The following is a 14,312-nucleotide window of genomic DNA, read 5'->3' on the forward strand; positions in this document are numbered from 1 at the left end:
TAGCTCGTTGTTAGAATTCTTCTATCTGGAAAGCGTCGCGGCCTCGATCAACTCATTCATTCTTGATAAAAATCCGGTCGTTGAATCAAGTCCACCCTCAAGAAACAATGCACCTTCATAAAGCTGTTTCATCGCAGTTACAATGAGCGGATTGGAGGGATCTGCACTGATCAATCCGGCAAGATTTCTGATAATGGGGTGTGCGGTATTGACCTCGAGAATCCTTTTTCCGGCGGGCATATCACTCCTCATCATCTTCATCATCTTTTCCATCTGGCTGTCGAGACCATCCTTGCCACTCACCAGTGTTACCGGGGAGTTAACAAGCCGATGCGACTCAATGACATCCTCAACTCCTTCACCGAGGGTTTCACGGAAAAGCTGAAGCACCGGCGAAAGAAGATTCTCTGCAATCGGTTCCGGCGTCTCCTTGTTCTTCTTTGAAAAATCGATATCTGCCTTTTCAATGGATTTCAGCGGCTTTTTATCGTATTCATGAATGGAGGGAATCACAAAAACGTCAACAGGATCGCTGAGCAACAGGACCTCAATACCCATCTCCTGGAAATACTCAAGGTTGGGATGGGCAAGAAGCTGTCCCTTGCTGGTTCCGGAATGGTAATAGATCTCTTTCTGATCGGCGCCCATCCTTTCACTGTACTCTTTGAGCGTCACATATTCACCATCGACAGTTTTTGTGCTTTCAAACCGCAGCAGCTCAATCAGTTTTTCCCGATTGGTAAAGTCGGTGTTCAGACCGATTTTGATAATCGGGCCGAATGCCTTGTAAAAGGTCTTGAACTTCTCAGGCTGCTCTTTGGCAAGCGATTCAAACCAGCCAAGAATCTTGCCGGTGAGGATCTGACGGATTTTGGCCATCACCGGGCTGGACTGAACAACCTCTCTTGATACATTGAGCGAAAGATCTTCGGTGTCAACAACGCCTGCGATAAAACGAAGGTACTCGGGCAGAAGGTCACGGCACTCATTCTGGATCAGCACCTTTTTGACATAGAGCTGCGGCCCGTGGTTTTCGAGTTCACCCTGACGATACAGCATCTCGGGTGGAGCCTCTTTTGGCAAAAAGAGAAGCGCTTTAAAGGTGACCATTCCTTCGACGGAGACAGGCAGGTAGTCGAGGGGATCCTGATAATCGTTGGCGATGAACTTGTAGAACTCATTGACCTCCTCATCCTTCAGCTCATTTTTTGAACGCTGCCAGAGGGCGGTGATACTGTTGAGCTGCTTCTCGCCGAGATAGATGGGGAAATCAACAAAGTTTGAATATTTTTTGACAATCTGCTCAACACGGTACTCCTCGGCAAACTCTTTCGACTCCTCTTTGAATTTGAAGGAAATTTTTGTTCCCCGCTCAGCCTTGTCGATCTTTTCAATCGTGTAGGTACCCTGACCACCAGAGCGCCAGCGGAAGCCTTGCGAACCGGGATGGGAGCTTCTTGTCTCAACGGTAACCTCTTCCGTTACCATGAAAACCGAATAGAAGCCGACGCCAAACTGACCGATAAGGTTGCCATCAAGCTGCTTCTGCTGCTCTTTGAGCGACTGCATGAAGCCCAACGTCCCCGACTTTGCAACCGTACCGAGGTTGGCAATCAACTCCTCTTCTGTCATGCCGACGCCACTGTCCTCGATAACAAAGGTCATCTCTTTCGGATCAATGGTGATACGGATGGCGAGATCGACCTCCTTGTCGAGCATCTCCTGATCGGTCAGGGCATTGAAACGCACCTTGCTGAGCGCATCAGAGGCGTTGGAAATCAGCTCTCTGAGATATATTTCGGGATGGGTATAGAGCGAATGAACAATCAGGTCGAGCAGTTGCTTCATCTCAGCCTTGTATTCAAACTCCTGAACCGGCGATGTGCCATTATTACTGTTGTTGCTCATAATCGTACTGTATTGATAGTGGTTCCTGATAAAAAAACTTTTTCATGCAAAAGAGCGACGCTTCAGCCATCAGGTGCGTCGCAATTTTTTACGGGCTGCCGCCTCACCGGCATAAACATGTTTAATGCCGTCACCAAGTGCTTTTTCGATATCACGAATGTTGGAAACAAGCCTTGCCATACCCGGCAGCTCTACCGACGCGGCCTGATCGGAGCCCCACATGGCACGATCAAGGGTGACATGACGCTCAATGAACGTTGCTCCAAGCGCTACAGCGGCCCAGGTGGTTGCAAGCCCCACTTCATGACCAGAATAGCCTATCGGCACTTCGGGATAACGGGCTTTGAGAGTCGTAATCATCCGCAGGTTCAGCTCTTCAATCGGAGAGGGATAGGTCGAATTGGTATGCGCAATAAGAATATTCTCACGACCAAGCTCATCAACGGTTTTTTCTACCTCTTCCATGGTAGACATCCCGGTAGAGATGAGCAGCGGCCTTCCGGTAGATGCGGTTTTTTTCAGCAGTGGAAGATCGGTCAACGATGCTGAGGCGGCCTTATAGCAGGGCGGCTCAAACTGCTCCATAAAATCCACTGAATCTTCATCCCAGCAGGAGGCAAACCACAAAACGCCCTGTTCTTTGCTGTAACGGTCTATTTCAAGATACTCATCCCGTCCAAACTCAACCTTGTAGCGGTAATCGATATACTTCATCCTCCCCCAGGGAGTATCACGCTCTATATCACGCTGATCCTTTGGAACACAGAGTTCCGGAGTGCGCTTCTGAAACTTGACCGCATCACATCCGGCAGCCGCTGCACCCGCTATAAGCTTTTTTGCAACGTCCATCGACCCGTTATGGTTGATGCCAATTTCAGCAATGACAAAAACAGGATGCCCGTCCCCTACTTTTCTGTTTCCTATGGTGACTTCCGCCATAACAATCTCTTTTGATAAAACGAACAGCCCATGACCGACCGAACGGCACATGCACAACATCGCAATTAATAAATAACAGTCAGGAATCTCGGAGCATGATCAACCACTCTGCAAAATCCCTGAATGCACCGTAGCCGCCATCAGCATGAGCCCGATAATGAATATATGGCTCAACAAAAATGGTCGCATCTGCCGGGCACGCTGTCAATCCCTCCAAAGCAATCTCTTTCATAATTTCCACATCATTGACATCGTCACCAATATAGGCCAGCTCATGCCGTTGCAGTCCGGTTTCAGCCATAACCCTCTCAAGTAACGGCAACTTCTCCCTGGCACCAAGATAGAGTCTCTTCATCCCCAGCTTTTCAGCACGCCGCTTGATACTCGGCGAAACCTCACCGGTCATGATGGCGGTATCAACACCTCTATCTCTCAGCCGCTCCACGCCCATCCCATCCCTGATGGAATAACGCTTCATCTCCTCTCCCCTCTCCGAATAATAAACGCCGTTATCGGTAAAAACACCATCATTGTCGGAAATGACAAGTTTTATCTTCCCGGCCCTTTCCGCAAGTTCCCCAATCGTTAATGACAGCATAAGAGGTGAAGCATTTCAGCCATTCATGTGAGAAAAAACTGTGGCAACGCAATACATTTTTACCCGGCCAATATATGACTTTTCCACCACTTCAAAAAAAATCAGGGGGACGTTGTTGACTACGTGTACTTCCGTCGCAACCAGCGCCTCCAGCAGATGCAAAAGGCGGTCATTGCCTCGACAATGACCGCCTTTCATCAACATCTTCACAAAGCGTACCAGGAAAAGCGCAGCTTAACAGTAAACTTTTCTGTAATTGTCAATAGCATGAACAATACTTTGGCGGGCAATCTCTGCGCTCTGGAACTCTTCGACAAGAACAGTCTTCTGCTCAAGTGATTTGTACTCTTCAAAGAAGTGCTGCAACTCCGAGGTGAAGTAGGGTGGCAACTGATCAATATTGTGAACGTTGCTCATGCTGATATCATCTTCAGCAACGGCAATAATCTTGTCGTCGCCCTCTCCATGATCAACCATGCGCATGACACCAATAACCCTTGCCCTTACCATGCAAAGCGGAACAATGTCCGACTGGGAAATCACAAGGATATCAAGCGGATCATGGTCATCACCAAGTGTTTTTGGAATGAAACCGTAATTTGCAGGGTAGAAAACAGCGGAATAAAGCACCCGGTCAAGCTTCAGCATACCGGTTTTTTTGTCAAGTTCGTACTTCGTTTTACTGCCTTTTGAAATTTCGATAATAGCATTGACGATATTCGGCTGATTCTCTCCTATCTCAACATCGTGCCAGGGATTAAAATTCATAGCTTGAACGGGCTTATATTCGGTTAAAAAAGCTGTGCCATTATAGCAATTTTTTCAAAGTCCGGCAACCTATATACGCGCATAAAACAAGGAATCTGTACTTTTCACCATTATTGCGGACGAGAAAAATAGTCCTTTGTTTCTGCAGCAACAACCGGGCTGAGCACAATCAGGGAAACCAGGTTGGGCAGCGCCATAAGGCCATTGGCAATATCGGCAAAGGTCCAGACAATCTGCAGCGAAGCAACAGAACCAACCATAACGGCAGCAACCCATGCCCAGCGATAGGGCATAATGAGCTTTTTGCCAAAGAGGTATTCTATTGCCTTTTCCCCATAATAAGACCAGCCAAGAATGGTGGAAAAAACAAAGGTGAGGAGGCCAAAGGTCAAGACAGCATTGCCGATGTAGGGAACTTCGTTGAAAGCGGCACTGGTTAGTTCAGCTCCTTTCAGCCCGCTTTGCCACATACCGGAATTGACAACAACAATTCCAGTCGCAAGACAGACCACTACCGTATCCCAGAAGGTACCGGTTGAGGAGATAAGCGCCTGTTTTACCGGATGTTTGGTCTGGGCTGCCGCAGCAACGATCGGAGCGCTGCCAAGCCCGGACTCGTTGGAAAAGAGACCTCGGGCAATACCGAAACGCATCGCCTCTTTCACACCGGCTCCTGCAAACCCGCCCATTGCTGCCTGACCGGTAAACGCCGATGAAATTATAAGTTGAATGCTATCAAGAATAGTCTCCTGCCGTAAAAAAAGCAGAACGATACAGCCGGCCACATAAAAGAAGGCCATAAAGGGAACCAGATATTCACAGACCTTTGCAATGGAGGTGATGCCGCCGATAATGACAACCGCAGTAAAAACGGTTAACACAACACCGGTTATCCAGGTGGAGACATGGAAGTTATGCTGAACCATCGTCGCAATGGAATTAGCCTGTACCATATTACCAATACCAAAAGCAGCCACGGAGGTGAAAAGAGCAAAAAGCACGGCAAGCCATTTCATCTTCATCGCTTTTTCGAGAACATACATCGGGCCTCCCGAAACCGTACCATCCTCTGCAACCGTGCGATATTTCACAGAAAGCACCGCTTCTGCATATTTGGTAGCAATACCGAAGACACCGGTCAGCCACATCCATAACACTGCCCCCGGACCGCCAGCAGCAACGGCTGTAGCAACACCAACAATATTGCCGGTTCCTATGGTTGCTGCAAGCGCCGTAACAAGCGCTCCAAAATGGCTGATCTCCCCTTCACCCTCACTGCTTCTGGTGAACGACATCCTGATAGCCCGGAAAGTATACTTCTGGATGAAACCAAGCCGAAAGGTCAAAAAAAGATGTGTCCCGAAAAGAAGCACCAGCAAGGGAACTCCCCATACATAACCGCTGATCTGATCCAATACTTTTTCAAGAGTAGCCACGGCACCTCCAAGAGTTATGAAATTTCGGATTTATTGTAATTTTCTGAAAATAACCAATCAGATGATATTCCTGAACGACAAAAGCGACCAGCAAAGAGAGATTCTGTTTATTCACATGGTTCTTTGTATCTTTGCCACCAAAGAGCCGTGATTCCGCCATCCGTTGCCATGTGCTGCAAAAAGCATGGAGCAGACTGCAGGGAATCAGTGCGAATAACGCCATTTTTTCACAACACCCCGTGACCGCAGCACACCGGAAAAGAGAGAGCCGATACCCATAATGGATTTAATAAAGGAAACCGCACGAAGGAAAACATTTGCCATCATCAGCCATCCTGATGCCGGGAAAACAACACTGACAGAAAAATTTCTGCTCTTCGGTGGCGCCATTCAGACCGCTGGCGCCGTAAAAAGCAACAAGATCCGCAAGACTGCAACCAGCGACTTCATGGAGATCGAAAAGCAGCGCGGAATATCCGTAGCTACATCGGTCATGGGGTTTGAATATGGCGGAAAACGGGTCAATATTCTCGATACACCCGGCCACAAAGACTTTGCTGAAGACACCTATCGAACACTGACCGCTGTCGACAGTGTTATTCTTGTCGTGGATTGCGTCAAAGGGGTTGAGGAACAGACAGAAAAACTGATGGAGGTGTGCCGGATGCGCCAGACTCCGGTCATCATCTTTATCAACAAGATGGATCGTGAAGGGCGCAACCCTTTTGAACTGCTCGACGAACTTGAACACAAGCTGCAAATCAGTGTCCGGCCGCTGACCTGGCCAATCAGCCAGGGCCAGACCTTTAAAGGCGTTTACAATCTCTACAAAAAAGAGCTGAACCTTTTTGATGCCAATACTACCCGCATCAGCGAAAGCAATATTCGGGTCAATGACCTGAACGACCCTGAACTGGAGAAATGGATCCCTGAAAGTTTCTGCAAAAAACTCCGGGAAGATGTTGCCCTGATTGAGGGAGTCTATGAACCATTTCACAAGGAGACCTACCGCTCCGGCCTGCTCGCTCCGGTCTTTTTCGGCAGCGCCATCAACAACTTCGGCGTCAGGGAGCTCCTCGAAACATTCCTTGCCGTCGCGCCAAGCCCCGATGAGCGGGAGGCAACCGAGCGCATCGTCAAAGCCTCAGAAGAGGCAATGAGCGGCTTTGTCTTTAAAATCCACGCCAATCTCGACCCCAACCACCGCGACCGCACCGCCTTTTTCCGGATCTGTTCCGGCAGTTTCGAGCGCAACAAATTCTACTACCACACCCGGCTGAAGAAAAAAATACGTTTTTCAAGCCCGACCCAGTTCATGGCCAACGAAAAAAGTGTGGTGGATGAATCCTGGCCAGGCGACGTCATCGGCCTCTACGACAACGGCTCCCTGAAAATCGGCGACTCGCTGACCGAGGGTGAAGAGCTGCACTTCCGTGGAATCCCAAGCTTTTCGCCTGAAATCTTCAAGGCGCTTGAAAACCGCGACCCGATGAAGGCCAAACAGCTCGACAAAGGGGTGCGCCAGCTCACCGAAGAGGGTGTTGCACAGCTTTTCATCCAGCACGGCGCCCGCAAAATTATCGGCACGGTTGGAGAGTTGCAGTTCGACGTCATCAAGTTCCGTCTGGAACATGAATATGGCGCCCAGTGCGACTTCACTCCCCTGCGCTTCAAAAAGGCATTCTGGGTTACCAGTGCCAACAAGGAGATGCTCGAAGAGTTTCTTCGCCGCAAATGGAACGCCATCGCACACGACAAGGAAGATCATCCTGTATTCTTCGCCGAGAGCGAATGGATGATGAAAACTGCCAGGGAGGATTATCCCGAACTTGAGTTCCACACCACGTCGGAGTTCAAGACCGAGGGGTAAAAACGAATCATGCTCTGCACCAGAAACAAGGTCAACGATATGTAACGGCAAAACCGTAACCCGTAAAGGCATTGAGAGTTATTTCACGAAAACATCTGGTTCAGTTCCGGAGTGGGCACTCCGATGCTGAACAACCGCTCAAGGCCTGGTTCAGGGAGGTTCAACAAACACACTGCTCTTCACCAAAGCCGCGTGGTGAAATCAATATCAGGTAAACCTTCTCCATGACGACCAAAAGTTACACCGTAAAGGGGATGCATTGCGCGAGCTGCGCTGCCATCATCACCAAGAAGCTCTCGAAGGTTGAAGGCATTACAGAGGTCAATGTCAATCTTGCAACAGAAACAGCAAAACTGGAGTTCGACAACAACAGCCTGACAGCCGAAGCGCTGAATGAGATTGTCAATAAGTACGGCTACTCCCTTGAAGCGGAGCAACCGACGACAGAAAGAGGAGATGTGGTTTCTGATGCTGCAAAAAAGAGAGCAGAAAAAGAGAGGGAGCTTCACAAGCAATTACGAAAAGTGCAGTTTACCCTGCCTGTTGCCTTGCTGGTATTTTTCCTTATGATGTGGGGTATCGCTGCTATGTTTTTCCACCTCATTCCGCACCTGCCCCTCTCCATGGAGCTTCTGAACCTCTTCTTCATGCTCATTTCAACATGGATGGTCTTCCGCACAGGCGCTCCCTTCCTTCACGGAATTGTGATGTTTGTCAGAAGCGGCGCCGCAAGCATGGACACACTCATTGGTATCGGAACCGTGACGGCATACCTATACAGCGCACTCATCACCCTCATCCCTCCGGTGAAAGCGTTCCTGCACGCACCTGACTACACCTATTTTGACACAACCATTGTGGTGATCGGCTTTGTCCTGCTCGGCAAATATCTTGAAGCCCGCTCAAAGCTGAAGACCGGAGAGGCCATTGAAAAACTGATCAATCTCCAGGCAAAATCAGCACTTGTTTTGAGAGAGGGAAAAGAGATTGAAATTCCGGTCGAAGAGGTCAGAAGAGGCGACCTCGTTATCGTCAAACCCGGCGGCAAGCTCCCGGTCGATGGCACGATTGCAGAGGGCTACTCCTCCATTGACGAATCCATGGTGACCGGCGAGTCCATACCAGTTGACAAAAAAGCTGGCGACAAGGTGATCGGAGGAACCATCAACAAGCAGGGATCATTCACCTTCACCGCCTCAAACGTCGGCCCGGACACCGTTCTTGCACGTATCATCAGGATGGTCGAAGAGGCCCAAGGGTCGAAAGCGCCCATACAGCAGATTGCCGACAAGGTCGCCGGTATCTTTGTGCCGGTGGTTCTGATTCTTGCCCTGCTCACACTGCTCATCTGGCTGACCATAGGCTCCTCCGCTCTTGGATTTTCAGCCGCACTTTCCTACGGCATCATGGGCATGGTTGGCATTCTGGTGATTGCCTGCCCTTGTGCGCTGGGGCTCGCGACACCGACAGCCATCATCGTCGGCATCGGCAAAGGGGCTGAATACGGGATCCTTATCCGCAACGCAGAAAGCCTTGAAAAGCTCAGCTCCGTCAACACCATCGTTTTCGACAAAACCGGCACCATCACAACCGGCAATCCGCAACTCACCGATATCATCGTACTCCACAAAGAGTCCACACCGGCCTCCCTGCTCCAGATGGCCGCAAGCGTAGAAAAGCGCTCGGAACATCCGCTTGCCGAGGCAATTGTAGAGGCTGCAAAAAAGCAAAACCTCACTCCGGGAGAGATTACAAAGTTCAGGGCATTCGAAGGGATTGGCGTGTCGGCATTTATCGAAAACCGCTCTGTAACTGTTCGTAAACCGGTTGAGAGTGAAAAAAAGTTACCCGAACTTCAAAAGCTGCAGGAAGAGGGAAAGACGGTGGTCATCATTGAAGAGAGCGGCATCTGCAAGGGGCTGATTGCCTTGAGCGACACCGTCAAGGAGGAGGCAAAAGAGGCCATTCAGGCGCTGCACCGCAAAGGGCTCAGGGTCATCATGCTGACCGGTGACAACCACGCAGCCGCAAAGTACATGGCGCAACAGGTCGGCATCGATGAGGTGATCGCCGAAGTGGTACCACGGCAAAAAGCGCAAAAGATCAGGGAGTTACAGGCTTTGGGCAAGAAGGTGGTGATGGTCGGAGATGGCATCAACGACGCCCCTGCCTTGGCGCAGGCTGACGTAGGCATTGCCATGGCTACGGGAACCGATGTAGCCATGGAATCCGCCGGAATTACCCTGCTCAAGGGAGACATCAACAAGGTGGCACAAGCCATCACCCTCTCTCGCGCCACCATGCGGGTGATACGCCAGAACCTTTTCTGGGCCTTTATCTACAACAGCATCGGCATTCCCCTTGCCGCCGGAGCACTCTTCCCAGTATGGGGCATCTTCCTGAACCCGGTCTTTTCCGGTCTTGCCATGGCAGGCAGCAGCGTGTCGGTAGTCAGTAATTCGCTGCGGCTCAAGAGGATAAAGCTGTCGTAATGATTTCGTCTCCCCTCAGATGATCACAGAGCATTGGCGAGAGAGGATCATAAAGCCGACGATTGGAGCAGGCCTTTTCCTGGCTGGAAACCGCATAGCAGTAGAGGCAGCCATGGGTGCATGTTGAATAGCCACCGATATCGCGACTCTCAACACATCCGCAGGCATGGCGCTGGCTTTTTGCTTTTTTAACCCGCCGCGACACGCTACGGCCCGAGATCTGCTCAACAAGAGCGGCATCAATACAGCGGCTGTGCATGATGCCATGAGAGGAGAGGTCAATATCATGACTGCAGGTATAGAGCGTGATACCACTTCGCGCGGCGTCAGCAGCAAACTGGCCCGACAGCTCACCCATCAACCCCTTGTCAGGCAACGTATAGTTGAGAGGGCGCATACGGCTCCTGATTTTACGATAATCGTCAAGAAAGCTGATAATGCAGCGCTCCGTAGAGCCAGAGAGCTCTCCGGCAAGTCGGCTGAACGCCGCTGTGTGCCAGGCAGGAGTAAATCGATGGGTCAACACAACCGGATCGTACCGCCATACCACCCTCTCAGGGCCGATAAGTCGTGAAAGCTGCCTGAAGAGCTCCACCATCTTTGTTTTATCCGGAACGCCAGGCTCAAGCGTAGCATCATAGGGCGTCAGCGTAAAAAGAAAATAGTAGGAGTACCCCAAAAGATCAATCTCCGGCAAAGATGAGAGAAAATTTTCAGGATTCTTCGTCCAGAAAACGAGAGCATCGACACGCTCAGGAGTCAACAAAATCCTGCTCACCTGCTTCGACTGCATAGGGTTACGCACCAGCACCTCCCCCGCCCTCAAGCGATTCACCAGCCACTCACCAAAAAACGCCGGAATATCCGTCCTCCTGCTCGCACTGATAATCATATATTCCAATTTGTATTCCAATTTGGGGACGTTGTTGATATCGTGTACTTACCAGCAGAGGGAGACAACATATACAACCCATAAGAAAAGGGGCTCATCCGAGGCTCCCTGTGCAGAAAATTCCAAAACAAGATCTCACCACTCAAGGGTAAGACCGATAAAAAAAACATGCAAGAGAAAATTCTTTGAAATCAGACGCTGTATTCCTTCGTGCAATTATGTTATATTTACCGTCGATAACTGCGTGAATGGAAAATCAACACCATTTTCAGCCATGCAGCAAAACGGAAGAACCACAACAGATTTTTGCAAGCACAACTTCCCTTATCCCTTAAACACATATCCATTATGGCAAACGAAAACGGTGGCGTCTTTTCCGACCTCTTCATTGCGGTTGGCACTCTGGCACAGAATATTGCTGACACGCTGGCTAACGGGGTCGCTTCAGCTACTTCGATCGTCCAGACCTGCACCGATCTCTGCGCAACAATCATCACCAGCACAGCAAACACGGCCATTCAGATCATCCAGGGCGTTTCAACAGCCGTTACATCAGCTATAACCCCGAAAAAGTAAACAGCCGTTCTTCCCAATAACCTCACCTTGCCCCACAAGTCGCAAGGTGAGGTTACCTTTCGATTGCCACCTTGCCGAGTATCTCCAGAAGAAAATCCCGGAACTTCCGCACCGATGCAATATTGACCTTTTCATCCGGAGAATGTGGATAACGAATGGTCGGACCAAAAGAGATCATATCGAGCGCAGGATAGGTGCCGCCTATAATCCCGCACTCCAGACCAGCATGAACTGCCCTTATCTCAGGAACTTTCCCGAATGATGCGATATAGATTTCCCGCATCTTCTTCAGTATCGGTGAATCAGGATTGGGTTTCCAACCAGGATATCCCTTGTCGAATAGCGAGCGCGCCCCGGCCAGATCGAAAAGAGAGCTGATCATTACCTGAAGTTCTTCACGCGCAGAATCCACCGAACTTCTGAGGAGGCACTCAATGGTAAGAGCAGCATGGCTCGATCGAACAATCGCAAGGTTCGTGGAGGTTTCAACCAGTCCAGCCATCTCGCTGCTCATGCGCATCACCCCATTCGGGCAAGCATAAACCGCCTTGAGCAGCTTGACAAAAACAGGCTCTTCAATAATCATCTCCGGGGTTTCAGCAGGAATCGCTTCAATGCAAAGCGCTGGCTCAGTCAATGAAAGCTCATCTTTGATCTTCCCGCTCACTACGGAGAGAGCATCAAGAAAGCTCTCCACCCCGGCGACAGGAACCGCTACCGTGGCTATCGACTCACGCGGAATAGCGTTACGGAGGCTTCCGCCATCAATTGAAGCCAGAAGCAATCCACAGCGTGCATGACCTTCAAAGAGGATGCGGTTCATGATCTTGTTGGCATTGCCGCGACCCAGATGAATATCCACGCCGCTGTGCCCTCCCTTCAACCCGGTTACCGTGATGCTGAACCCTGTATAACCAGCCGGAACAGCTTCTCCGTTAAAACTGAAGCTCATTGTCCCGTTGACGCCACCAGCACAACCGATACAGAGTTCACCATCATCTTCCGAATCGAGATTCAGCAGAATCTCGCCCTTGAGCAGACCGGGCTTCAACCCGATGGCTCCGCTCATACCTCTCTCCTCATCGCTGGTGAAAAGCACCTCAATGGGGCCATGCGGCAGCAGGGTTGCTTCAAGCACTGCCATGGCAGCCGCTACACCAATACCGTTATCGGCCCCCAAAGTAGTACCGCAGGCACGCACCCAATCGCCATCAACAATGGTTTCAATCGGATCATTTTCAAAATCATGCAACGTGCCGCTGTTCTTCTGCGGCACCATATCAAGATGGGCTTGCAGGATGACCCCTTTGCACATCTCCATTCCTGCAGTTGCAGGCTTCCGGATGATGACATTTCCCACTTCGTCAACGCTGGTTTCCAGCCCAAGATTCTTACCAAAATCAGCAATGAACGACCTGATTTTTTCCTCATGCCCTGAAGGACGAGGAATCCGGGTCAAACGGTAAAAATTGTTCCATAAATCCTGCGGATGCAACTCCCTGATATAGTTACTCATCATCCATGCTCTCCCCTGAATACACTGTTTACGACCCCTCCACGTTTGCAATGCAGGCAGCAACCACCCGGCCAATCAGATGCAAGGCGATTGTCCGCTCTCTCTTCCATGATATCACTCCGCAGCATTCCGCTCCTTGAAGATGATTTGCGGTTTCGCCTCTTCGAGGAGAGCGCCATATCTGGCCTTTTCGATTTCCGAAAAACGGATGGAACCGGTCAGAAACCATGTCCCCGGATGTTTTTCAGTATCGTCGCCTTCACTGCTGCCCCGATGCAGCAGATCGGTCACCCTGCCATCCTGAGAGCGTATCACCTGCCAGCTCCCCATGATATAGTGCTCCGCATCGGCGGCCACAATATCAAGCAGCTCCACCAACTCTCCCTCATCGCTCTCTCCGCGTATATCGAGCGACCCATAGGCATAAGCCACGGAGGTTAACTCGTCAAGCACGAATCGGACAAACTTGTTGCGCACCATGTGGTGCAGTTCCAGAGCGTCAAGCAGAAAGAGAAACTGGCGTCCATCTTCGGCAACACCTGAAATCGAGCGAGGCAGGGTGCCGTGCTCCTCGGCAAGAGTCGAATACCACTGAACATATTCCTCAAAAAGATCGGTTAGAAGCTCCCTCGAAGCACTGGTTTCCATAAAAATTATAAATGACTTGATGAATGGTCCGCAAAACCGGCAAAACTGTTTTCACAAGATAGCCATCGCAAAACAGATTCCGGCATGAGCAATTTCATCAGAAACCGGTAAATAAAATCAACGCAGAAGAGGGGTGGGCACTCTTTCAGGAGAAGATATCACATTGCCTGTGGGCAGCATCGACATACAGCTCAAGGAACTTCGCCTTTATGTCGGTTGGTGTGAAGAGTTTGATGTGCCTTCGCAGTTTTCCGCTGCCTTCGAGCACACCATGCGGATCCTGAAGATCGCACCCGCGACCGAACTCGACACTTACATGCTCCTTGTATGCAAAGACGCCGCAGAACTGCTCACCCCCGGAAAACATGAACCCGCCATACATCACCCGCTCCGAGGCGTTCGGCACGACGCTGTAAACAACCTGCCTTGCCGCCTGAACCAGTTCGTATCCTGCAGGATTCATGATCTGCAGCTCCTCCAGCAGGCGCTCAACTTTATTATCACTCATCATCAAGCAAAGGTTCTCCAACGGTTGACAAAGCAATTACAGTAACAGAGCGTTCAATTTTATTGCCAATAAGCCATACAACAACTCAAAACGAATCGTGTTATGCTGTTCAAGCAACTGGCGGATCAATGCAATATATTGATTCCAATCATCGTACCACC

General features: G+C 50.2%; 12 protein-coding genes. 3 read left to right on the forward strand and 9 right to left on the reverse strand.

Going from position 1 to position 14,312, the window contains the following annotated elements; genetic code table 11:
* Positions 1 to 21 precede the first annotated feature (21 nt).
* From htpG to PPHA_RS07815, 5 genes are all read right to left on the reverse strand, one after another.
* Positions 22 to 1,908: a molecular chaperone HtpG gene (htpG, locus tag PPHA_RS07790; RefSeq protein WP_012508305.1), complete on the reverse strand. Its 1,887-nt coding sequence runs from the start codon at positions 1,906 to 1,908 to the stop codon at positions 22 to 24.
* A 69-nt stretch (positions 1,909 to 1,977) separates the two neighbouring features.
* Complete coding sequence (locus PPHA_RS07795) at positions 1,978 to 2,847, reverse strand: N-acetylneuraminate synthase family protein (RefSeq protein ID WP_012508306.1); 870 nt, start codon at positions 2,845 to 2,847, stop codon at positions 1,978 to 1,980.
* A 79-nt stretch (positions 2,848 to 2,926) separates the two neighbouring features.
* Complete coding sequence (locus PPHA_RS07800) at positions 2,927 to 3,445, reverse strand: KdsC family phosphatase (RefSeq protein WP_012508307.1); 519 nt, start codon at positions 3,443 to 3,445, stop codon at positions 2,927 to 2,929.
* Between the two features lie 234 nt (positions 3,446 to 3,679).
* Entirely contained in the window at positions 3,680 to 4,213 is a 534-nt protein-coding gene (locus tag PPHA_RS07810) for an inorganic diphosphatase (protein WP_012508309.1), read from the reverse strand.
* Between the two features lie 110 nt (positions 4,214 to 4,323).
* The gene (locus PPHA_RS07815; protein ID WP_012508310.1) at positions 4,324 to 5,649 is read right to left on the reverse strand and encodes an alanine/glycine:cation symporter family protein; all 1,326 of its coding nucleotides are present in this window, start codon (positions 5,647 to 5,649) and stop codon (positions 4,324 to 4,326) included.
* Positions 5,650 to 5,929: 280 nt separating this feature from the next.
* On the opposite strand from PPHA_RS07815, the gene PPHA_RS07825 reads away from it, so the two are divergent.
* On the forward strand, positions 5,930 to 7,519 hold the full coding sequence (locus PPHA_RS07825; protein WP_012508311.1) for a peptide chain release factor 3: 1,590 nt from the start codon (positions 5,930 to 5,932) through the stop codon (positions 7,517 to 7,519).
* Between the two features lie 224 nt (positions 7,520 to 7,743).
* Entirely contained in the window at positions 7,744 to 10,011 is a 2,268-nt protein-coding gene (locus PPHA_RS07830) for a heavy metal translocating P-type ATPase (protein WP_012508312.1), read from the forward strand.
* Here PPHA_RS07830 and PPHA_RS07835 read toward each other — a convergent pair.
* Positions 9,989 to 10,903: a DUF1848 domain-containing protein gene (locus PPHA_RS07835; RefSeq protein WP_012508313.1), complete on the reverse strand. Its 915-nt coding sequence runs from the start codon at positions 10,901 to 10,903 to the stop codon at positions 9,989 to 9,991. The genes PPHA_RS07830 and PPHA_RS07835 overlap by 23 nt on opposite strands.
* A 348-nt stretch (positions 10,904 to 11,251) precedes the next feature.
* On the opposite strand from PPHA_RS07835, the gene PPHA_RS07840 reads away from it, so the two are divergent.
* Positions 11,252 to 11,479, forward strand: coding sequence for a hypothetical protein (locus tag PPHA_RS07840; RefSeq protein WP_012508314.1), 228 nt, complete (start codon positions 11,252 to 11,254; stop codon positions 11,477 to 11,479).
* Positions 11,480 to 11,531: 52 nt separating this feature from the next.
* Here PPHA_RS07840 and PPHA_RS07845 read toward each other — a convergent pair whose 3' ends face one another.
* The 3 genes from PPHA_RS07845 to PPHA_RS07855 form a co-directional block, all read right to left on the reverse strand.
* Entirely contained in the window at positions 11,532 to 12,995 is a 1,464-nt protein-coding gene (locus tag PPHA_RS07845) for an aminoacyl-histidine dipeptidase (RefSeq protein WP_041526778.1), read from the reverse strand.
* Between the two features lie 114 nt (positions 12,996 to 13,109).
* On the reverse strand, positions 13,110 to 13,643 hold the full coding sequence (locus PPHA_RS07850; protein ID WP_012508316.1) for a hypothetical protein: 534 nt from the start codon (positions 13,641 to 13,643) through the stop codon (positions 13,110 to 13,112).
* A gap of 145 nt (positions 13,644 to 13,788) precedes the next feature.
* On the reverse strand, positions 13,789 to 14,154 hold the full coding sequence (locus PPHA_RS07855) for a DUF1801 domain-containing protein (protein ID WP_012508317.1): 366 nt from the start codon (positions 14,152 to 14,154) through the stop codon (positions 13,789 to 13,791).
* Between the last annotated feature and the right edge of the window lie 158 nt (positions 14,155 to 14,312).

The organism is Pelodictyon phaeoclathratiforme BU-1, assembly GCF_000020645.1.
Taxonomy (GTDB): domain Bacteria; phylum Bacteroidota; class Chlorobiia; order Chlorobiales; family Chlorobiaceae; genus Chlorobium; species Chlorobium phaeoclathratiforme.

Bases quoted from the DNA above. Each gene is read 5' to 3' on its own strand.
- htpG (WP_012508305.1), bottom strand. From the start codon at position 1,908: ATGAGCAACAACAGTAATAATGGCACATCGCCGGTTCAGGAGTTTGAA.
- PPHA_RS07795 (WP_012508306.1), bottom strand. From the start codon at position 2,847: ATGGCGGAAGTCACCATAGGAAACAGAAAAGTAGGGGACGGGCATCCT.
- PPHA_RS07800 (WP_012508307.1), bottom strand. From the start codon at position 3,445: ATGCTGTCATTAACGATTGGGGAACTTGCGGAAAGGGCCGGGAAGATA.
- PPHA_RS07810 (WP_012508309.1), bottom strand. From the start codon at position 4,213: ATGAATTTTAATCCCTGGCACGATGTTGAGATAGGAGAGAATCAGCCG.
- PPHA_RS07825 (WP_012508311.1), top strand. From the start codon at position 5,930: ATGGATTTAATAAAGGAAACCGCACGAAGGAAAACATTTGCCATCATC.
- PPHA_RS07830 (WP_012508312.1), top strand. From the start codon at position 7,744: ATGACGACCAAAAGTTACACCGTAAAGGGGATGCATTGCGCGAGCTGC.
- PPHA_RS07835 (WP_012508313.1), bottom strand. From the start codon at position 10,903: ATGATTATCAGTGCGAGCAGGAGGACGGATATTCCGGCGTTTTTTGGT.
- PPHA_RS07840 (WP_012508314.1), top strand. From the start codon at position 11,252: ATGGCAAACGAAAACGGTGGCGTCTTTTCCGACCTCTTCATTGCGGTT.
- PPHA_RS07845 (WP_041526778.1), bottom strand. From the start codon at position 12,995: ATGAGTAACTATATCAGGGAGTTGCATCCGCAGGATTTATGGAACAAT.
- PPHA_RS07850 (WP_012508316.1), bottom strand. From the start codon at position 13,643: ATGGAAACCAGTGCTTCGAGGGAGCTTCTAACCGATCTTTTTGAGGAA.
- PPHA_RS07855 (WP_012508317.1), bottom strand. From the start codon at position 14,154: ATGATGAGTGATAATAAAGTTGAGCGCCTGCTGGAGGAGCTGCAGATC.